The sequence below is a fragment of the Actinomadura sp. 9N215 genome (assembly GCF_044326345.1).
Classification (GTDB): domain Bacteria; phylum Actinomycetota; class Actinomycetes; order Streptosporangiales; family Streptosporangiaceae; genus Spirillospora.
Genome location: NZ_JBIRBA010000025.1, coordinates 19215 through 40176 on the forward strand (window position 1 = coordinate 19215; position 20962 = coordinate 40176).

A 20962-nucleotide genomic window follows, 5' to 3' on the forward strand; every position below is an offset into this window, starting at 1 on the left:
AATCCCATTAATAGATGCAAATCACACTGACCCTCTCAAACTGGGCCTCACGCTGTGTAGCGGACGAGCGTGAACACCATTCGTCGTCCAGCCGTGCGACGAGGCTCCCCGCTGGCCGCCCGGTTCGCGCCGGGCGATCTTTGTGGTGTACGACACCCGCTCGTGACCTGCGGTGATTCACGTTCTGTGACGGCTGGTGCGGTAACCTTCCGGTGGGATGGCGATCACTAGACCGACGGTGGCTCAGCTGCGGGCGTTCCTGGCGCTCGCGGAGCATCTGCATTTCCGGGACGCCGCCGCCGCGCTGCGGATGAGCCAGCCGGCGCTGTCCGGCGCGGTCGCCGCGCTGGAGGAGAGCTTGGAGACCCGGCTCGTCGAGCGGACGACCCGCAAGGTGCTGCTGACGCCCGCCGGGCATCGGGTGGCGCGGCGGGCCGAGGTCGTCCTGGCGGAGCTGGACCGGCTGGTCGACGAGGTCAAGGCCGTCCGCGGGCCGCTCGTGGGGCCGCTCCGGGTGGGGGTGATCCCGACCGTCGCGCCGTACCTGCTGCCGGTCGTGCTGCCCCGGCTCGCCAAGGAGTTCCCTGAGCTTGAGCTGTCGGTGCACGAGGAGCAGACCGACGAGATCGTCGCGGAACTGCTCGCCGGGCGGCTCGACGTCGTCCTGCTGGCGCTGCCCCTGTCCGTCGGCGGCGTGACGGGGCTCGACCTGTACGACGAGGATTTCGTGCTCGCGGCCCCGGCCGGGTTCGACCTCGGCGCGGGGCGCGGGCCCGTGGGCGTCTCGCGGGAGGCGCTGAGCGGCCTGGACGTGATCCTGCTCAACGAGGGCCACTGCCTGCGCGACCAGGCCCTGGACGTGTGCCGGGAGGTGGGCGCGCGGGCCGCGGCCGCCACGTACGCGACGAGCCTGGCGACGCTGGTGCAGCTCGTGTCGGGCGGGCTCGGCGTGACGCTCGTCCCGGAGACCGCGCTGCCGGTGGAGACCCGCCGCGCCCCGAACCTGTCGCTGCACCGGTTCGCGTCGCCCGCGCCGTTCCGGCGGATCGGGCTCGGGTTCCGGTCGTCGTCGCCGCGCGCGGGCGAGTTCGAGACGCTGGCCGGGAGCGTCCGCGCCGCGGTCGCCGAGTCGGGGTTCGCCCCGGGCGTCCGCCCCGCCTGACGCGACGGCGCGCCGGTCCTTACATTCATCCGGCGGAGACACGCCGGTCCTGCGCGGTCATCCGGCGGCGGGTGCGCCGGTCCGTACGGTCATCCGGCGGTAAATGGCGGCCAGGTGAGGTCAAGTCTGCGTCAGGGGACGGCCTGGCAATCGCGATGCGCGTTCAAGTGGCGACGGAACGTCACCATGCTCGGTGGGGCGAGGAGGAGGCCCCATGTCCCCGAAGCTCAGCGTCGTCGTGCCGTTCCACAACACCGAGGAGTTCATCCAGGAATGCCTGGAATCGCTGGCCGGGCAGACGCTGCGCGACCTTGAGGTGATCATGGTGGACGACGGGTCCGTCGACAACGGGGCCGTCATCGCCAAGGAGATGTGCGCCAAGGACTCGCGGTTCCGGCTGGTGGCGCGGGACAACGAGGGGCCCGGGCCCGCGCGGAACGCGGGGGTGCGGCAGGCGAAGGGCGAGTTTCTGGCGTTCGCCGACGCCGACGACGTCGTGGAACGCGAGGCGTACGCGCGGCTGGTCGGCTCGCTGGAGCGGACGGGGTCCGACATGGCGTCCGGGAACGTCCACCGGATGGACGCAGACCGGGACTGGCAGTCGTACCTGCACGACGGGGTGTTCGTGGAGTCGTGTTCGAGGACGCACGTGTCGTCCAAGCCGGCGCTCATGCGCGACCGGACTCCGTGGAACAAGGTGTACCGGCGTGAGTTCTGGGACAAAGCAGGCCTGGAATTCCCCAAGGGCTACTACGAGGACCCGCCCGTCACGGCGCGGGCGCATGCGTTGGCCCGTTCCGTGGACGTTCTGAGTGAGACGGTCTACTACTGGCGTAGGCGGCCGGGTTCCATCACTGAGGAACGCTACGACTGGGACAACATCACCCAGCGGTTGGCGTCCGCGCGCCTACTGCGGGACGGGATGGCGGAGTACGCGCCGCGACTCCTGAACGCCTACGACGAGCACGCCCTGGTCGGAATCGAGCTTCGCGTGCTGTTCGAGGCGTTGCCCAGGACGCAGGACGAGCAACGCGAAGAACTCGTCGCGATCGGTGCGGACCTGGCGGAGCGAATCAGCCCGCGTGTCCTGAAACGGCTTCCCGCGCTGACGCGCCTGCAACTTCATCTGCTGTGCCGGCGGATGCTGCCCGAGCTGATGGAAGTGCTGCGTTTCGTCCAGCTGAAGAAGGCGGCGGACGCGCCGAGGGTGCGGCGCGGGCTGCGGAACCGGTGGTACGCGGAATTCCCGTACTTCGAGGACGAGGAGCGGGCCGTCCCGCAGCACGTGTACGACGTGACCGACGAGCTCAGGCCGGCGGCGGCGATCGACAGGGCCGAATGGGTGGACGGGCGGCTCCGCATCGAGGGGCACGCCTACATCCGGCACCTGGACTCGTCCACCGAGGACGGTTCCCGCATCCGGGTGTGGCTGCTGGCGGCGAACAAGCGGGGCCTGATGCGCGTCCCGATCAGGCGGGTTCGGAGGCCGGACGTCACCGCTCGGTCGCGGCAGTCGGCGGTGTCGTACGACTGGTCCGGGTTCGTCGCGGACATCGACCCGTCGTCGCTGCGGATGTTCGGGCGCTGGCGGGACGTCGACTGGATCCCGTGCGTCGAGATCGTCAACCGGGGGCTGCGTAGGCGGACCACGTTCTCGAACCCGCGGCTGATCGGACGGCAGTGGCCGGCCGACCGGGAGTGCGCGCCCGGCGTCCTCGTGCAGGGCGTGGCGGGGAAGCGCCGGTTCGTGCTCCAGGTGCGGCGGACGCCGGCGGCCGTCGTCGGCTGCCACCTGGAGGGCGGCGACCTGTGGCTGGACGGCTGGAGCCGCGTCCCGCTCGGCGACGAGCCGAGAATCGTGGCCGTGCCGAAGGCGGGACGGAGCACGGTGGTCGGCGTCGTCGAGCCGCGCCCCCATACCGATGACCTTGGGAGCGACGGGTTCCGCGCCAGGCTGCCGGTCGCGGGGCTGGTCAGGCAACCCGGCGACTGGGAGATCGCCCTGCCGGGCGGCGTCAAGCCGTACCTGGAGAACGATCCGGCCGGTACCGCCTACCCGGTCCCTGGCGGCGAGGTCGAACTCGCCAGGACGCGGCGCAGCACGCTGCGGCTCGTCGTCCGCGACAGGGTCCTGGTCGTGGACGAGGTGTCCTGGTCGTCCGACGGTGCCCTGCATCTGGAAGGGACGTGCACCAGCCAGGTCGGACGGCCCGACGCGTTGATTCTCCGGCGGCGACGCTCGTCCGAGGAGCACACGGTCACGCTGCGCTGGGAAGGCGGCCGTTTCAGCACCAAATTCTGTCCCGCGCGTATGCCGGTGCTCGGGCTGTCCCGTCCGCTGGTCTCCGGCCGGTGGGACGTCTTCGCGGCCGTCGGCGGACGGGAACAGCCGGTCGCGGTCAGGCGCCACACCCTTCGCGACCTGCCGGAGCCGTTCGAGGCGGGCCTGCACCGCATTACGGTGCGCGTCCAGAAGACCGACCAGTTGCAGCTCCAGATCGAGACCGCCCTGGACGACGACGAACGCGGCGCCTACGCGCAGAGCCGGATTCGGTCCGGGCACTACCGGCGTCATCTGAATCTGCCCGTCCGCGAACTGGTCTTGTTCGACGCCTATAAGGGACGCCAGTACTCGTGCAACCCGCGCGGCATCTACGACGAGCTTCGACGGCGCGAAACCGGCCTGGAATGCGTGTGGGTCACCGAGAACGGCCAATTCGGTAAGCCGACGGGTGCCCGGACCGTCCTGGCCGGTACGCGAGAGCACTACGAGGCGCTGGCCCGCGCGCGCTACGTGTTCGGTAACTGGTCACAGCAGGAATGGTTCACCAAGCGCGAAGACCAGACATACGTGCAGTGCTGGCATGGGACGCCGTTGAAGAAACTCGGATACGACGTCAAGCAGATGCCGTACAAGCGCACCGAGGGCGTCGACTGGATGGAGTACGACGTTCCCCAGTGGGATCTGCTCCTCGCGCAGAACGAGTTCTCCGTTCCGCTGTTCCGGCGGGCTTTCGGCTACCACGGTGAGGTTCTCGTCAGCGGGTATCCGCGCAACGACGTCCTGAGCAGCCCGCACCGGGAGGAGATCGCGGCGGCGGTACGGCGGCGGCTCGGCATCCCGGACGGCAAGAAGGTCGTCTTGTACGCGCCGACCTGGCGGGACGACTTCCACCACGCGATCGGTAAGCGGGCGTTCCGCCTAGAGCTCGACATCGACCAGTTCAGGACGGCCCTGGGCCGCGACCACGTCCTGCTCCTGCGCACCCACTACCTCGTCACCGACCGGCCGAAGCTGCGGCCGGGCGACTGCGTCATCGACGCGTCCGTGTACCCCGACATCTCCGAGCTGTTCCTCATCAGCGACGTGCTCGTCACGGACTACTCGTCGTCCATGTTCGACTTCGCCGTCACCGGCCGGCCGATGGTGTTCTTCACCTACGACCTGGAGCGCTACCGCGACCATGTGCGCGGTTTCTACTTCGACTTCGACGCGGAGGCCCCCGGGCCGCTGCTGAGCACCTCGCAGGAGGTCGTGGACGCCCTGCGCGAGCCTGGCGCGCTCGACGCCGGATACCGCGAGGCGCGTGCCGCTTTCGCGGCCCGGTACTGCCCGCACGACGACGGCCACGCCGCCTCCCGTGTGCTCGACCGGGTCCTCCAGCTTCCGGTATAGCCCGCCCACTGAAAAACCCCACCACGGAGCCGCTCGTGTCATCTCGGATCAGTGTCGTCGTCCCCTTCCGCAATATCTTCCGCAACGCTTTCCATAATGCTGGAGCTCATCTTGCGGAATGCCTGGAGTCGCTCGCCGGGCAGACGTTGCGCGACCTTGAGGTGCTGCTACTGCACGAAGGCCCGGAGGACGGTGACGCGGCTGTCGTCGCCAAAGACTTCGCTGACCGGGACGACCGTTTCACGCTCCTTCGACCGTCCGGCAGTGGGCCGGCCATCGACGCGGGTATCGAGCAGGCGAAAAGCCCGTACCTCGCCTTTGTCGACGGCGACGATGTGCTTCCGCCGTACGCGTATGAACTCATGGTCGGCACGCTGGAGTCGACCGGATCCGACCTCGTCGGCGGAAACGTCATGCGCTTGGACGGCACACAGGTGCACCAGTCCCCGATGCACGGCGAGCCCTACGCCGAGACCATGAAAACGACGCACGTCACCCATCACACCGCCCTCCTCCAAGACAGGACGGTGTGCAACAGGGTGTACCGGCGTGCCTTCTGGGATGCGCACAGTTTCAAGCTCCCGACGACACAGGACGTGTGCACGGCCGTCCACACCCAGCTCCTGGCCAAGGCCGTGGACGTGCTCGACGCGACCGTGTACTTCTGGCGGGACCGTCCGGCGACGGCGACACGGCTCCGCCACGACCCGGCGGACGTCACCGAACGGATGGCCACGCTCGCGACCGTCCGGAAACTGGTGGGCGAGCACGCGCCGGAGCTTCTGACCGTCCACGACAGGTACGCGCTGGACCTGGACGTCCGCGCGCTCATCCTCGCTCTGCCCGGGGCCACCTGGCAGGAGCGTGAGCGTCTGGTCGAACTGGGCGCCGAGATGGTCAACTCAGCCGACCGTTCCGCCGCCGACGGGTTGGCGTCGATCAGGCGGCTGGAGACGCACCTGCTCGGTGGCCGGATGCTGCCCGAACTCCTGGACGTGCTCCGCTTCGAGGAGGACGCCCAGCGGAACGTCCCGATCGTGCAGCAGGGCCGCCTGCGCCAGCGCTGGTACGCCCGCTACCCCTTCTACGGGGATGTGGAACGCGCCATCCCCGAGGACGTGTACGACGTCACCGACGAGCTTCGCCTGCACGCGGAGGTGGACCGCGTCGACTGGGACGTCGACACGCTCATCGTCGAAGGCCACGCCCACTTCGACCGGTTCGACGTGTCGTCGGCGACGGACTCCCGTATTCGCCTCTGGATGAGCGACGTCAAGACGGGCAAGCAGATCCGGCTCCAGGTGGAACGGCTCCGGTGCCGGGAGGCCACCGCCCAGGCCGAACACCTGAACGTCTGCTACGACTGGTCAGGCTTCACCGCGCGGGTGGAGCCCGACTACCTCCTCGACGGCGACGAGTGGCGCACCGCCACCTACGAGCTCTACGCCGAAGTGTCAACGGCCGGGCGCAAGGCAGTACAGCGGTTGACGGCGGTGGTCCCGGCCGTGCGATGGACGTCCGCGCGGCAGGTGGACGAACACGTGGCCGTCCAACCGGCGGCGGGCGACGACGACGTGTTCGTCGTCCACGTCAAGCGCGCCAAAGCCGTCCTCACCGGGATCCGCTGTGACGGCGGCATGCTCGTCCTGTCCGGATGGACGCGGCTCGCCCTCGGCGCGGGGGCGGCCCTGATCGTCGCGCGCCGCCACGGCAGGGCGGAGGTCCGCGGCGAGGTGACGCTGCGCCCGTCGTCCGTGCTGCGGATGGCGGCGGGCACCGGTTTCGACTTCACGGCGAAGCTGCCGCTGGAGAGCCTGACCTCCGTCCCGGACGCCGACCAGCGCGACCCCGTCGCGCATCTGCGGGACGCCATCGACTGGGACATCCGGCTGACCGGCGAAGGCGGCCCGATGAGGCTCACCGTCGCGAGCAATGTCGCCGCCGTTCGCTACCCCCTCCCGACCGGCCTCCCGACCGGCGCCGAAAGCGGCGCGCAGAAGCGCGTGCGGGAATCCACGCGGAAGCGCGCGCGGGAGTCCACGCGGGAGTCCACGCGGAAGCGCGCGCGGGAGTTCGCGCTCACGCGCACGGCGTTCGGGAATCTGCGCGGCGTCGAGCGGAGCGTCCGGCCCGTCGTGACGAAGGCCGCGTGGGACGCGAACGGGCTCCTCACCCTCACCGGCGACTTCGCGGCTCCAGAGGACCGACCGGATCACTTCGTCCTGCGGCGGCGCCGGTCGGGGGACGAGCACCGTGTTCCTGTCACCTGGGAGCGCAACCGGTTCACCGCCGCTTTCACGCCCGTGACGATGGCCGTGTTCGGAACGGACCTCCCGTTGAGCAGCGGAACATGGGACCTGCTGGCGCGCGCGCGTTCCGGAGAGGTGGCCGTCGTCGCCGAACGGGAGGCGATCCCGAAGCTGCCTGGCTGGCGGCACGTGGGAACGCACGAATTCGAGGTCGGCGTCTACCAGACGGACGCGGTGCAGCTTCGCAGCCGTCCGGCCCTAGGCGACGACGAACGCGGCGGACACGCGCAGCTGCTCCTCCAGCAGCACGACTACCCCGTCTACCTACGCAGCCCGCTAGCCGACATCGCCGTGTTCGACAGCCACGGCGGTACGCAGTACAGCTGCAACCCGAGAGCCATCTACGAGGAACTGGCCCGCCGTAAGTCCGACCTGGAATGCGTGTGGGTTTCCCAGGACGGCCAATTCGCGGTCGACGGGAAGGCCAGAACCGTTCAGGCGGGAAGCCGTGAGCACTACCGCGTCCTCGCGCGCGCTCGCTACGTGGTCACCAATCACGGGCTGCCGCCGTGGTACGTCAAGCGCGACGGCCAGACCTACGTCCAGACGTGGCACGGTACCCCGCTGAAGCGGCTCGCCTACGACCTCAGGGACATGCCGTACCAGCGCGTCGAAGGGCTCGACTGGACGGAACGGGAAGTGCCCCGGTGGGATCTGCTGCTGTCCCCGAGCCCGTTCGCCACCCAGGTCATGCGTCGCGCGTTCCGGTACGAGGGGGAAGTCCTGGAGACGGGATATCCGCGCAACGACATGCTCAGCACGCCCGAGTGGGAGAGCATCGGGTCCCGCATACGCAAGCGCCTAGGAATACCCGACGGAAAGAAAGTCGTCCTGTACGCGCCCACCTGGCGGGACGACAGGCACCATGCACCCGGCAGGTACGGATTCTCCCTGGAACTGGACGTCGACACCCTGCGAAAGGCGCTCGGCGACGACCACGTCCTCCTGCTGCGGACGCACCACTTCATCACCGACCGGAACCGTCCCGCGGTGGATGATTTCCTGCTCGACGTCTCCCGGTACCCCGATATCGCAGAGCTCTACATGGCATCGGACGTGCTCGTCACCGACTACTCGTCCGCCATGTTCGACTACGCGATCCTGGGCCGGCCGATCGTCCTCTACACCTACGACCTGGCCCGCTACCGCGACCATCTGCGCGGCTTCTATATCGATCTGGAAGCGGAGGCGCCCGGGCCGGTCGCGACGACGACCGCGGAGGTCGCCGAAGCGGTCGCCAAGGCGCCCGACTCGGAAGAGCGCCATGCGGACGCCTACGACCGCTTCTTCGTGAAGTACTGCCCGCACGACGACGGCCAAGCGGCGTCCAGGGCCGTCGACCACATCTTCGGCGGCGTCATCAGCGGGGACTAAGGCGCCGACTCTCCCGGCCCGCGGCATGGGACAAAACACCGCTTACTTCACTAAGATCAACACCTCGCCCACCGATGCCAGAGGGAGAGCGAGCGTATGAGCGGTGAACTCGTCCCCGCGTCCAACGCGTTGACGGCACGGTGGGCCGAGGAGGCATGCGACGGCTCCACCACCGTCCTGTCCGGCGCCGGGGTGTGGCCGCTGCTGGCGTTCCTGGCCGCCGCGGCGCGGGAGCCGGGACGGGCAGAGCTCCAGCGCGCCATCGGCGTCGACGCAGCCGGCGCCGACCGGCACGCACGCGTCGCACTGGGCATGCTCGACAGCGCGACGGCGGCGACCGGCGCGTTCGGCGTGTGGGCGCGCGCGGAACTCCCCTTAGAGCCGTGGTGGCAAAGGGTCGTCCCCGCTGAGGCACGTGGAGAGCTGACCGGTGAGACCACCGCCGACCAAGAGAAGCTGGACGAGTGGGTCCGGCGGAAGACCAGCGGCCGGTTGACGGAGATGCCCGTCCAGGTCAAGCGGGATACGGCGCTCGTCCTCGCCACCGCGCTGACCGTCGACACGCGGTGGAAGGAGCCGTTCCAGGACGTCCCGCTCAACCCCGCGGACGGCCCATGGGCGGGACGAGCCCAGGGTGTGGCGGGCCTTACGCACACCAGCCCCGACTTCAACCGGCTCACCCTCGCCGAAGAGACACCGGCGGGACCGGTCACTCTGCTGACCGTCCATGGCGAGGACGACGTCGACGTGATCCTCTGCATGGGGGAACCGGACCGTCACGCCGGTGACGTGCTCGCGGCGGCGATGGCGGCCACCGACGGTCAGCACCGCCTCCGCCGGGGCGAGACGCTGCTCAAACGGACCATGGCCGAGAAGGCGCCCGGCCTGCGGGTCGACACGGTCCTCGCGTTCGAGCCCCGGACGACGCTGAGCGCGACCACCGTCCGCTTCGACATCGCCGCCCAGCACGACCTGCTGGCCCACGCCGGAGTGCTCGGGCTGGCGACCGTGTCCACCGCGGACGGCCGCGGCCACCTGCCCGGAATCAGCCGGACCCCGCTGGCGGTCGGCCAGGCGGCCCAGGACGTCAACGCCACGTTCAGCGCGGAGGGGTTCAGGGCGGCGGCGGTCACCGCGATGAAGATGTCGCCCACGGGCGCCCCGATGGCGGAGGCGCAGGTCCTGAACGTGACGTTCGACCGGCCGTTCGGGTTCCTGGTCTGGCACCGGCCGACCGGGCTCGTCCTGCTCGCCGGGTGGGTCGCCGAACCGGATGACTGGACGCCCCCTGACCCGGCGACAAGCCCCTGAACCTCCACCGGCCGGGGCACGGCCGCCTAAGAGTCAGCCGGGGCGGCGGGCCCGCGCGAACAGCTTGGTGCCCGGCCACGCGCAGACCGGCAGCCGCCGTTCGACGACGGCCGCCGCGCGCAGCGCCTGGTTGGCGAGCGGGTGCAGCGGAGCCAGATCCTCGCGGCGCGCCGTCCGGTGCCTGAGCCGCCGCAGGACCGGACGGAGCAGGACGCCCCTGCTCCACACCCGCTCCGGCACCAGCCCCGCGCACTCGATCAGCTCCACGAGCGCCTGGCGCGGATAGCGGCGGACCCGGCCGAGGGCCACGTCCTGCGCCGACCACAGCGCCATGTCGGACGGGACGGACACCAGCGCCGTCCCACCCGGTTTCAGCACCCGCGTGATCTCCGCCGCCGCCCGCTCGTCGTCCTCGATGTGCTCCAGGACGTCCAGGGCCAGCGCCAGGTCGTACCGGCACGGCGGGAGCGGGAGGTAGCGCGCGTCGCCCTCGTACGCCTCGACGCCGTGCGCGCGGGCCAGCGCCACGGCCGCCGGGTTCAGGTCGATCGCGGTGGCGTCCCAGCCGTGCTCGGCGAGGACCCGCGACGCCGTGCCCGCCGCCGCGCCGATGTCGACGGCCGCGCCCGGCACGCTGAACCGCAGCAGCTCCGCGGACAGGATCTCCCGGCGCTCCCGGTACCACCAGTTGTCGTTCTCGATCCGCGCGATCCGCCGGAGCTCGATGGTGTCCACGGGACAAGCCGACGGCATGGACGGTGGCACGTTCCACCGACGTCGCCGTCCGGTGGTGCATCGTTGACCGCCGCTTGACCCCGCGCCGGACGTCAGCGCGTGTCCGGCTCGCGTCAGTGCTTTGCGGTCGTCAGCGCTTCTTCTTGCGGCGGCGTCGCCGCACCAGGAAGCGGACGGCCAGCAGCAGCCCGACCAGCCCGCCGACCGCGGGCGCGGCCCGCTTCGCGACCGACGGCCCCGCGACCTCCAGCAGATCGATCGCGTCGTCCTCCCGCGCAACCCGCAGCGGCCGCTCAGGGCGCTCGGGCCGCGCCGGACGCTGCGGCGCCGCGGCCGGTTGCTCCGGCGCGATGTCCGACACGGGCGTGACGGCCTCCGCAGCGACCGGCCCCGGCTTGTCGGCGGATTCGGGCTTGTCGGCGGCCTGCTCGGGCGCGGACTCGGCCTCGGGCTTAACGGCCGTCGCCGCCCCGGCCTCGGCCTCGACCCCGGCTGCGGCCTCCGGCGCGGCCTCCCCGGACGTCTCCAGCTCCTCCGCCAGCGCCTTCGCGAACCGGGTGATGATCTTGGAGCCGACCTCGGACAGGATGTTGCGGCCGAACTGCGCCGGACGCCCCGTCACGTTCAGCTTCGTGTGGACGGTCACGCGCGTCGTGCCGTCCTCCTCGTGCAGCTTCGCCTGGACGGTCGCCGACGCCGTCCCCGAGCCGCGGGCCTCCTTCGCGGACGCCTCCAGCGTCACCGTGCGGGACGAGTCGTCCGCGGAGACGATCCGCGCGGCGCCGCGATAGGTGATGGTCATCGCGCCGACCTTCACCTTCAGCCGGCCCTTGTACTCGTCGCCGTCGACGGAGTCGAGCGTCGCGCCCGGCATGCAGGTCGCGACGCGCTCCACGTCGAGCAGCACCGGCCAGGCCTGATCCACCGGTACGGGGACGGTGAAATCGTGGTCGAGTTCCATGATCGTTGTCCTTATCGTCCGGAGAACTACCCCGTGACCTTACGGTGGTCGATTGTTTCGTCGCCAGTCGGGGCCGGATACCCGATTCCGGGTACCCGGCCACACGACGGACAATCCGTGGCCGCGCGGCTCAGACGGCGGCGCTCAGCGCCCGCGCGGTCAGCACCGTCGCCAGATGCGCCCTGTACTCGGATGACCCATGCAGGTCAGCGGGCGGTTCGGTGCCCTCGGCGGCGTGTTCGGCCGCGGACCGGAACGAGTCCTCCGACACCGGACGTCCCCTGACGGCGTCCTCCACTCTGCTGGCCCGCACCGGAGCCGGACCCATGTTCGTCAGCGCGACACGTGCGTCCTCGACGGCGTCCCCATTGCGGCGCACCGCGCACGCAATACCGACAATGGCCCACGCCTGGGCCGTCCGATGGAACTTCTCGTAGTGCACGCCCCAGCCGGAACCCAGCTTCGGCACCCGCACACCGACGAGCAGTTCGTCCGGCTCCAGCGCCGACGTCATCCAGTCGACGAAGAACTCCGACGCGGGGATCTCCCGTTCACCGCGCACGGACCGGACGAGGAACACCGCGTCCAGGGCCAGCGCGACGGCCGGAAGGTCCCCGGCCGCGTCGGCGTGCGCGAGCGACCCGCCGAACGTGCCCCGATGCCGGACGGCCGGGTCGGCGACCGTCTCCGCCGCCGCCGCGATCAGCGGGGCGTGCGCGCGCACCAGCGGGTCGCGGATCACCTGGTGGTGCGTCGCCATCGCGCCGATGACCAGCGCGTCGCCCTCGTCGCGGATCTCGCGGAGCGCGCCGATCCGGCCGACGTCGATCAGCGCGTCGGGGATGGCGAGCCGGAGCCGCAGCAGCGGCATCAGGCTCTGCCCACCGGCGAGCACCTTCGCGTCCTCGCCCGCGTCGGACAGCGCCCGGACGGCGTCGTCCACCGAGGCGGGCCGTGCGTAGTCGAACGCCGCGGGGATCACCGCGCACCTCCAGCCGATCCGAGGCCGCCGCCCGCGCCGGGCTCGGCCGTGTCCGGTCCGTCCGGTCCAGCGGGGCCGTCCGGTCCCTGTTCGCCGCGTACGGCCCGCCATACGCGTTCCGGCGTGCACGGCATCGGCACGTCGTGTACGCCGTACGGGCGCAGCGCGTCGACGATCGCGTTGACGACCGCCGGGGTGGACGCGATCGTCCCCGCCTCACCGACGCCCTTCACGCCCATGGGGTTGGACGTAGCGGGCGTCTCCGTCCGGTCGGTCGTGAACGTCGGCAGGTCCGCGGCCGACGGGAGGAGGTAGTCGGCCATGGTCGTCGTCGTCAGGTTGCCGTCCGCGTCGTACACGGCCTCCTCGAACAGGGCCTGCGCGATGCCCTGCGCAAGCCCGCCGTGCACCTGGCCCTCAACGATGAGCGGATTGATGACCTTTCCTACGTCGTCCACGGCCACGTACTTGCGGAGCTTCACCATCCCGGTCTCGGTGTCGACCTCGGCGGCGCACAGGTGCGTGCCGTGCGGGAACGAGAAGTTCTCTGGGTCGAACGTGGCGTCGGAGTCCAGCGACGGCTCGATGCCGTCCGGCAGGTCGTGCGCGGCGAACGCGGCCGTCGCGACCTCCTGCAGCGTCGTGCCCTCCTCCTGGACGCCGCGGACGCTGAACCGCCCGCCGTCGAACTCCAGGTCCTGTTCGGCGGCCTCCAGCAGATGCGCGGCGACCCTGCGGGCCTTGTCGACCACCTTGTCGCACGCCGAGTACAGTGCGACCCCGCCGACGGCAAGCGAACGCGACCCGTACGTGTCCATTCCCTTCGGTGCGATGGCGGTGTCGCTGTGCAGGACTTTCACGTCCTCGAACGGCACACCGAGCCGGTCGGCGGCGATCTGCGCCCAGCACGTCTCATGGCCCTGACCGTGCGGCGACGTACCGGTGACCACCTCGACCTTCCCGGACGGCAGCACCCGCACGGACGCGTGCTCCCAGCCGCCCGCGCCGTACGACAGCGAGCCCAGGACACGCGACGGCGCGATGCCGCACATCTCCGTGAACGTCGACACGCCGATGCCCAGCTGCACCGGATCCCGCCGTTCACGCCGGTCGGCCTGCTCCGCGCGCAGCTTGTCGTACTGGAAAAGCTCCAGCGCCTTATCGGTCGCCGCCTCGTAGTTGCCCGAGTCGTACGTGAGCCCCGCGATCGTCTCGTACGGGAACTCCTCGTGCGCGATCCAGTTGCGGCGCCGTACCTCGATGGGGTCGACACCCAGTTCGGTGGCGAGCTCGTCCATCATCCGCTCGATGGCGTACGTCGCCTCTGGACGACCCGCGCCCCGGTACGCGTCCGTCGGCGTCTTCGTCGTGAACACGCCCGTGCAGGTGAACGAGTACGCGTCCATCTTGTAGATGCCGCTGAACATGAACGCGCCCAGCAGCGGGATGCCCGGGGTGACGAGCATCAGGTACGCGCCCATGTCGGCTAGCAGATCCGCCTTGAAACCGCGGATCCGTCCGTCGCGGTCTGCGGCGAGCGTGAGCCGCTGTATCTGGTCGCGCCCGTGGTGGACGGTCATGTTGCCCTCGCTGCGCGACTCCGTCCACTTCACCGGGCGGCCGAGCCTGCGGGCCAGCAGCAGCGCCAGCACTTCCTCACCGCACACCTGGAGCTTCGACCCGAACCCGCCGCCGACGTCCGGTGCGACGACCCTGATCCGATGCTCGGCGATCCCGGTGACGGTGGCCAGCATCAGCCGCAGAATGTGCGGGATCTGCGTCGCCGAGTACAGGGTGAACTCGTCCCCGTCCGGCACGCACAGCACCGACCGCGGCTCCATCGCCGACGGGATGAGCCGCTGCTGGACGTACTCGCGTTCGATGACGACTGGGGCGTCCCTAAGCGCGGCGTCGAGATCCCCGTTCTCGAACACCCACGTATAGGACTTGTTCGTCCCCAGATCCTCATGGACGAGATCGGCGCCTTCCACAAGAGCCGCGTCCATGTTCACGACCGCGGGCAGCGGCTCGTAGTCGATGTCGATCTCTTCCAGGGCGTCGACGGCCGCGTACTTGTCCCGGGCCACCACGCACGCCACCGGCTCACCGACGTAGCGCACCTCGCTCACCGCCATCGGCGGATGGTCTGGATGCTTCATATCGTCGGTGACGACCCACGCGCACGGCAGCGAACCCTGCTCGTCGGCGAAATCCGCGCCGCTCAACGCGGCGACCACCCCGGGACGTCCCTTCGCCTGCGACGTGTCGACGCGGACGATCCGCGCGTGCGCCTGCGGGCTGCGCAGGTACGCCACGTGCAGCGTCCCCGCAGGGGTCAGGTTGTCCGTCCACTGCGTCCGGCCGGTGATGAGCCGGGCGTCCTCCGACCGCTTCCGCGGGCTGCCGACCTCGGCCCTGGCGCGGCCTTCCTGGATCGTCACGGCGTCACCTCCTGACCGGCGGGCTCCCGCATCTCCTTGGCGGCGCGCCGGACGGCCTTGACGATGTTCTGGTAACCGGTGCACCGGCACAGGTTGCCCTCCAGGCCCTCGCGGACCTCTGTCTCCGACGGGTCGGCGTTCTCCCGCAGCAGGTCAAGCGACGCCATGATCATGCCGGGGGTGCAGTAGCCGCACTGGAGCGCGTGCTCCTCGTGGAAGGCCCGCTGCATCGGATGCGTCGTCCCGTCTATGCCGAGGCCCTCGACGGTGGTCACGTCGGTGCCGTCCGCTTGGACGGCGAGCACGGAGCAGCTCTTCACGCTCATCCCGTCCATCAGGACGGTGCAGGCTCCGCAGTTGCTGGTGTCGCACCCGACCGGGGTACCGACTTTCCCCAGCCGATCGCGCAGATAGTGGACCAGAAGGAGGCGCGGTTCGACGTCGTCCTCGTACGTCGCTCCGTCGACCTCGACACGGATACGTGGCATGCGGTTCCCTCCCAGGGACGTCTCAGGGTGGACTCGGAGAGAGACGTCCCCGGGGCGGGGCGCGTGAATCCGGCCACGTCATCGGGGTCCTGCCTTTCCGGGGTGAACCCCCAGACCCCCGGGGCGGCGGCCCGATGAACCTCGCTTCGCTGCGGCCATCGGGCACCTCCGTGGAAGGCGACCCTACGAACGTATGCCTCGGTTGAATCCCGTACTAGCCCCTGGCGAGGGCTATTTACCGATATGTGGCCAATGCATGGCGGCCTGAATGACCAGCCCTCAACCCGAACGGCCCGCACCGGGCCTACCGGTGCGGGCCGACGGACGCGGGACGCTCAGTTCACGCGAAGCAGAACCGGCCAGGTCTTCGGGCCGACGACTCCGTCGGCGTCGACGCCGCCCCACCGCTGCACCGCCTTCACAGCCGCCTCGGTCGCGGCGTCGAACGTGCCGGTCATCTTGACCTCCGGGTGGCTGCGCGCCTGGAGCAGCCCCTGAAGGCTCTGCACGTGCTCACCCGTGTCGCCCTTGTTCAGTTCGGGGAGTTTCTTCACCATGTCCTCCGTCCAGTTGCCCCCGCCGTACGCGGGTCGCCCGTAACCGGCGATCACGCTGGAATTCCTGACGCGGCGTTTGCACGCGTCACCGGTGTTGGCTTCGATGGTCTGCAGGCGCCCCCCACCGAGCACCTTCTCCACCACGCCCACGTGGTCGATCGCCCCGATGTCGTTGGTGGCGCCCCAGTCGAAGAACACGATGTCCCCGGGCTTCGCCTGGTTGACACTCGCAGTGGTCCCGCTGTGCCACCGCCCGTCCTTCTGGAAATCCTGTGCGTGCCACACCGTGTAGGCGCGGTCGCCGCCTGGCAGGACGGCCGAGGTGTTCCCGCTGTGCCGCGCCCAGTAGGTGATGGCCATGTCGCACCACGACGCCTCAAGGAACTCATTCCCGTGGCGGGACGCGTACTCCTTGGTGATCTTGTTCGGCCGGCCCGACATCCCGATCGACTTGCGGGCCTCGGCGATCATCCCCGCGGCGCTCACGCGGGCTCCTCCGCGCCCTCGCCGCGGAAGAACCCGTCGGGGTCGGGTTCGCCGTACAGCTCCCGGAGAACCTGCTCCTCGTCGGCATCGGTGGGCTGGTGAACGTCCGGATGTACGTCCACTTTGTCGGTATGAGCTGCTTCTGCGCTGTCCGTTCTGTTTTGGGGGGTCACGTGCTCCTCCTGGAGCTTCGGTCTCCGCCGTCCCGTTCTGTAGGCGGCTCCCCACCGACCGTAACGGTCTGAGCTGCTCCTTCTCCGGGTTTCGCCCCAAATCACACCCAAACGCGGCATCTGCCTCCCCACCAGGTAAGACACACCAGGTAGGACGGCCGAGAACCCCGCCGCCCACCGCCCACCGCCGCTCCGGGAGCATGCGAGATCCGGGCGTTCGGGGGTAGAGGCGCCGTATGTTCTTCTTTTTCTCGTCTCGGCTGGGGTGCCTTGGGTCGGTGGTCGTGACCCTGGTGCTCACGTGGTTCGCGTATCTGATCCTCAGCCGGTGAGGGCGCCGCGCTCCCGCCGGCAGGTGTCGCGGATCTCCTCGGTCGCCTTGGCGAACCGGAAGGTCTCCTCGTCGGACATCGTGTCCTTGCCGCCCGAGTCGAGGACGGTGTCGACCTGCTCGGCCAGATCGTCGTCCTTCAGGCCGGGACGGATCGCGCGCAGCGCGTCGAGGACCTGGTCGGCGGTCGGATCGGACGTCTTCGCCAGGGCGGACGAGATCTTCGCGCAGTCGGCCTTGCGGTCCTCGGCGCCGTCCGAGCAGGCGGCCGCGGCCGCCAGGGCGAGGAGGCAGCCGGCCAGGAGGCGGACGGTCGTCGAGGCGTGGACGCGCTTCACGCGGACGATGGGGACGCGCTTCACGCGGACGATGGTGCCATGAACCGGTGTTAAGGGTGGGGTGTGAGCGTCTGGCTGTAGAGGGACTTGCCGTTCAGGTCACGCAGATGGACGGTCAGGTTCTCGGTGTGCGCGTCGATTTCCACGTCGCCGAAGAATTGGTAGCCGTCGGCGGGCGAGGTGTTGGCCTGCGGCGCCGGCTGGGCGAACTTGAGCTGGGCGCCGAACGTGTTCTCCAGCTTGTTGGGGCCGAAGGCGCCGGCGTTGAGGGGGCCGGAGACGAATTCCCAGAACGGGTCGAAGTCGCCGAAGGCCGCCTTCGACGGGTCGTAGTAATGGGCGGCCGTGTAATGGACGTCGGCCGTCAGCCAGACCATGTTCCGGACGCCGTGCCGCCGCGCATAGGAGAGCAGGTCGGCGATCTCGCGTTCGCGGCCCAGCGGGGCGCCGTCGTCGCCTTGGGCGACCCCTTCCTGCGCGGCGGTGCCGTCGGGGACGATCAGCCCGATGGGCAGGTCGGCCGCCATGACCTTCCAGGTGGCGTTCGAGCGGCGGAGCTCGCGCTTCAGCCAGGCCGACTGCTCGGCCCCGAGAAGGGCGTTCTTCTGGGTGGGGGAGTTGTTGGCGTCGTTCGGCGACTTGTAGGTGCGCATGTCGAGGACGAAGACGTCCAGCAGAGGTCCGTAGGAGATCCTGCGGTAAATGCGGCCCGTACGGGACGTCCTGATCGGCGTGTACTCGAAAGCGGCGCGGCGGGCGCGCTGGGCCAGGACGTCCACGCGCTTCTCGGTGTACTGCGGAAGGTCGAGGATCTCGCCCGGATACCAGTTGTTGACGGTTTCGTGGTCGTCCCACTGGTAGACCATCGGGACATGGGCGTTGAAGGCCCGGAGATTGGCGTCCAGCAGGTTGTAGCGGAACTGGCCGCGATATTCGGGAAGGGTCTGCGCGACGGCCGACTTCTCCGGCGTCACGATGTTGCGCCAGGTCCGGCCGTCCGGCAGCTTCACCGTTTCGGTCAGCGGGCCGTCGGAGTAGACGAGATCGCCGCTGCACAGGAAGAAGTCGGGGTCGACCGCGCCCATCGCCGTGAAGATCCGGTAGCCGCCGAGGTCGGGGTTGATGCCCCAGCCCTGGCCCGCGAGGTCGCCCGACCACACGAACCGGACGTCCCTGCGGCCCGTCGGCGCGGTGCGGAAACGGCCGGTCAGCGGCTCGGACGCCAGGCCCCGGTCGAGATCGGCCAGCCGGACGCGGTAATGCAGCTCCTCGCCGTCCGGAAGGCCGTGCAGGAGCGTCTTGCCGGTGAGGTCCGTGTGCGGCGTCAGGACGGGGCCGCGCACCGTCCGGGCGTGGCGGAAGTCGGGACGGCGGCTCACCTGCACCAGCATCCGGGCGGGACGGTTGGAGCGGGCCCACACGACGGCCTCGCGGGCGGTCACGTCGCCGCTCTGCACGCCGTGGGTGAGGCGCGGGCGGCCTCCGCGCAGGAGCGCCGCCCCCGCCGCCCCCGCCGCGCCCGCCGCTCCCGCCGGTTCGCCGCTGAGCAGGGCGAACGTCGCCCCGCCGGCCGTGGCGAGGCCACCGCGCAGCACGCTTCGACGGTCCATGAGCGCTCCGTTCCCTAGTCCTCGTGTTCCGGGTGAGTCCCGCCTTCCAGGCGAGTCTCGTCCTCCGGACCAGCCCGTCTTCCGGACGCATGATCCGCGCGCCGGGCGGATACCCGGTGGACTCGCGATGATCGGCTTGACAAGGTTCGGTTACCGAGTGTCTTCTTGTACGCATGTCGGCGCGCACCCTCTATGACAGCCCCGCGGCCCTGGGCCGCGTGGCCAGCGCGCTGTGTCCTTCGTGTTGTCGCTGAACCCGTTCGCTCCCTTCCAGCCGACACACGTACACGAAGGACCTCCCGTGGACCTATCCGTGGTTCCCGATCTCACCCTGCGTGGCCAGGACGATCCGCATGACCGCGCGCTCGGCGTCCGTCCGCCGACGGTCGGGCAGCTCGCCGCCCGGATCGGCGACCTCGCCGGACGCCCGGCGGAATGGTGGCGGCTCGTCGGCTTCGACACCGCCGGGCCCCTGCACATCGAACTGGACGACCAGGTGTGGCTCACCACCTGGCCGCCCGGCCATGGCGGGACCGTTCACGGGCAGGTCAGCACGCTGATCGCGGGCGAGCTCGCGGTGGTGACGATCGCGGAGTGCGGGGTCACCGAGCGGCCGCTGCGGGCCAATCGGATCAGGGTGCACGGCGGGCCGCACGCGCTGACGAACCCGGGCCCCGCGTTCGCGGTCAGCCTGCACGCCGGTGCGCCGACCCCGTCGGGCCGCCCGTCCACATGAGGACACCCGCGGCCTTGGCGTCACGCCGCCCGTCCGCCTGAGGACACCCGCGCTCTCGGCGTCACGCCGCCCGTCCCGCATGAAGGCGGGGCTCGCGGTCTCGGTGTCAGGGCGCTGCACGTCCGCCTGAGGACGGGTCGCGGCGTCAGCTGGACAGGTAGGGGGAGGCGGCCTGGCGGCCGATGATCGGCAGCAGCGCGAAATAGGTGAGGGACGGCAGCAGCGACGGCAGTTCCTCCGCCTCGCCCGTCTCCACCTGGACGTGGATCGCGCTGTAGATGCCGCCCACGATCGCGTCCGCCACCGCGACCGGGACGTTCTCCCCGCGGGGCCCCGTATCCCGTCCGGGGACGGCGCCGGAGGAGGGCGGCGGCGGGTCAGCGAAGAACGCGCGGAACCGGTTGAGGTTGTCGATGCGCGCCTGCCTGACCTGCGGGCCCGCCGCGTTCACCTCGACCAGCGACGCCCGCGCGAACCGCGGCTCCCCGGCCAGCGCGGCGAGCATGGTGCGCAGCGCCGCGTGGATCCCGTCCGGCCAGGACGGCGCCGCCTCGTACGCCTCCGTCATGCGGCCGAGCAGGATGTCCGTGCCGTGCCGGTAGGCGGCGAGGAAGCATTCGTCCAGGTCGGCGAAGTGCGCGTAGAAGGTCTTCTTCGTGACGCCGGCGCCCTCGGTGACCCGGCTGATCGTGGTGTGCGCGAAGCCGTGCTCGGACACGACGTGGACGAACGCGTCGATGAGCCGCTCACGCTGGATGCCGGCGACGGTCTCGGGGGAGAGCCCGTGCCGTCCCGGCTTGATGGCGCGGCCCGGGTCGAGCGCGGACCGGGAGCCGGGCAGCACGTCGGCGTCGCTCGCCTCCCGCGCGCCGGGCTGACCTGACATCCGACCTCGTTTCGATCACCTGCCGTCGGGGCCAGGCTACTTCCCGTTCCGGACGGCCGTCAGCGCAAGCCCCCCGGCTCGCCGCCGGAGCGCGTCCTGGCGGCGTCGACGCGGGTCGCGGTGGGTCAGCGCAGGTCGCGGCGTGACCTGGTCAGCGGAGGTTGCGGCGCGGCGTGGCTGGTCAGCGGAGGTTGCGGCGGCGTGACCTGGTCAGCACGCGGACCGTGCCGACCAGGCCGAGGCCGATCAGCACCACCGGCAGCAGCGTCGTCACGGGAAGTACGTTCTCCTCCGCCAGGCCGCCGGCGAAGAACAGGCTTGCGAGGGCCAGGAAGAACAGCCCAGTGACGGGTCCCGCCGGGTCGAACCGGCGCCGGCGCCCCTTGGGCGTGTCGCGCATGTCGGT

The 20962-nt window shown here is 70.4% G+C and carries 16 protein-coding genes; 5 read left to right on the plus strand and 11 right to left on the minus strand.

Annotation, left to right across the window (positions count from 1 at the left end):
• Window positions 1-217 precede the first annotated feature (217 nt).
• From ACH34T_RS33110 to ACH34T_RS33125, 4 genes are all read left to right on the plus strand, one after another.
• Window positions 218-1162 (plus strand): LysR substrate-binding domain-containing protein, encoded by a 945-nt coding sequence (locus ACH34T_RS33110; protein WP_396024885.1) that lies wholly within the window; start codon window positions 218-220, stop codon window positions 1160-1162.
• 214 nt (window positions 1163-1376) lie between these two features.
• A complete protein-coding gene (locus ACH34T_RS33115) occupies window positions 1377-4838 on the plus strand; it encodes a CDP-glycerol glycerophosphotransferase family protein (protein WP_396024886.1) in 3462 nt (1153 codons plus the stop codon).
• 35 nt (window positions 4839-4873) lie between these two features.
• The gene (locus ACH34T_RS33120) at window positions 4874-8521 is read left to right on the plus strand and encodes a CDP-glycerol glycerophosphotransferase family protein (RefSeq protein WP_396024887.1); all 3648 of its coding nucleotides are present in this window, start codon (window positions 4874-4876) and stop codon (window positions 8519-8521) included.
• A 96-nt stretch (window positions 8522-8617) separates the two neighbouring features.
• Window positions 8618-9832: a serpin family protein gene (locus tag ACH34T_RS33125; RefSeq protein WP_396024888.1), complete on the plus strand. Its 1215-nt coding sequence runs from the start codon at window positions 8618-8620 to the stop codon at window positions 9830-9832.
• A 33-nt stretch (window positions 9833-9865) separates the two neighbouring features.
• On the opposite strand, the gene ACH34T_RS33130 is transcribed toward ACH34T_RS33125, so the two are convergent.
• The 9 genes from ACH34T_RS33130 to ACH34T_RS33170 all read right to left on the minus strand — a co-directional run bounded on the left by ACH34T_RS33130 (window position 9866) and on the right by ACH34T_RS33170 (window position 18934).
• A complete protein-coding gene (locus ACH34T_RS33130; RefSeq protein ID WP_396024889.1) occupies window positions 9866-10567 on the minus strand; it encodes a class I SAM-dependent methyltransferase in 702 nt (233 codons plus the stop codon).
• Window positions 10568-10697: 130 nt separating this feature from the next.
• Window positions 10698-11528, minus strand: a complete 831-nt coding sequence (locus ACH34T_RS33135; RefSeq protein WP_396024890.1) for an SRPBCC domain-containing protein — start codon at window positions 11526-11528, stop codon at window positions 10698-10700.
• 130 nt (window positions 11529-11658) lie between these two features.
• A complete protein-coding gene (locus ACH34T_RS33140) occupies window positions 11659-12510 on the minus strand; it encodes an FAD binding domain-containing protein (RefSeq protein WP_396024891.1) in 852 nt (283 codons plus the stop codon).
• Window positions 12507-14951: a xanthine dehydrogenase family protein molybdopterin-binding subunit gene (locus tag ACH34T_RS33145; protein WP_396024892.1), complete on the minus strand. Its 2445-nt coding sequence runs from the start codon at window positions 14949-14951 to the stop codon at window positions 12507-12509. The genes ACH34T_RS33140 and ACH34T_RS33145 overlap by 4 nt, the downstream gene beginning before the upstream one ends.
• Window positions 14948-15439: a (2Fe-2S)-binding protein gene (locus tag ACH34T_RS33150; protein WP_396024893.1), complete on the minus strand. Its 492-nt coding sequence runs from the start codon at window positions 15437-15439 to the stop codon at window positions 14948-14950. Before ACH34T_RS33150 ends, ACH34T_RS33145 begins: the two co-directional genes overlap by 4 nt.
• A 335-nt stretch (window positions 15440-15774) precedes the next feature.
• A complete protein-coding gene (locus tag ACH34T_RS33155; protein WP_396024894.1) occupies window positions 15775-16482 on the minus strand; it encodes a peptidoglycan-binding protein in 708 nt (235 codons plus the stop codon).
• Complete coding sequence (locus ACH34T_RS33160; RefSeq protein WP_396024895.1) at window positions 16479-16604, minus strand: hypothetical protein; 126 nt, start codon at window positions 16602-16604, stop codon at window positions 16479-16481. Before ACH34T_RS33160 ends, ACH34T_RS33155 begins: the two co-directional genes overlap by 4 nt.
• A 372-nt stretch (window positions 16605-16976) precedes the next feature.
• The gene (locus ACH34T_RS33165; protein WP_396024896.1) at window positions 16977-17348 is read right to left on the minus strand and encodes a hypothetical protein; all 372 of its coding nucleotides are present in this window, start codon (window positions 17346-17348) and stop codon (window positions 16977-16979) included.
• A gap of 26 nt (window positions 17349-17374) precedes the next feature.
• The gene (locus ACH34T_RS33170) at window positions 17375-18934 is read right to left on the minus strand and encodes an alkaline phosphatase D family protein (protein ID WP_396024897.1); all 1560 of its coding nucleotides are present in this window, start codon (window positions 18932-18934) and stop codon (window positions 17375-17377) included.
• A gap of 301 nt (window positions 18935-19235) precedes the next feature.
• Between ACH34T_RS33170 and ACH34T_RS33175 the strand changes: the two genes are divergently transcribed.
• Window positions 19236-19670, plus strand: a complete 435-nt coding sequence (locus tag ACH34T_RS33175; RefSeq protein ID WP_396024898.1) for a cysteine dioxygenase — start codon at window positions 19236-19238, stop codon at window positions 19668-19670.
• 145 nt (window positions 19671-19815) lie between these two features.
• Here the strand turns inward: ACH34T_RS33175 and ACH34T_RS33180 are convergent, their stop codons facing one another.
• Together ACH34T_RS33180 and ACH34T_RS33185 are read right to left on the minus strand one after the other, a co-directional pair.
• Window positions 19816-20556 carry a TetR/AcrR family transcriptional regulator gene (locus tag ACH34T_RS33180; protein WP_396024899.1) on the minus strand — a complete coding sequence of 247 codons (741 nt, stop codon included), beginning with the start codon at window positions 20554-20556 and terminating at the stop codon, window positions 19816-19818.
• 181 nt (window positions 20557-20737) lie between these two features.
• A complete protein-coding gene (locus ACH34T_RS33185; RefSeq protein WP_396024900.1) occupies window positions 20738-20956 on the minus strand; it encodes a hypothetical protein in 219 nt (72 codons plus the stop codon).
• Window positions 20957-20962: the final 6 nt, after the last annotated feature.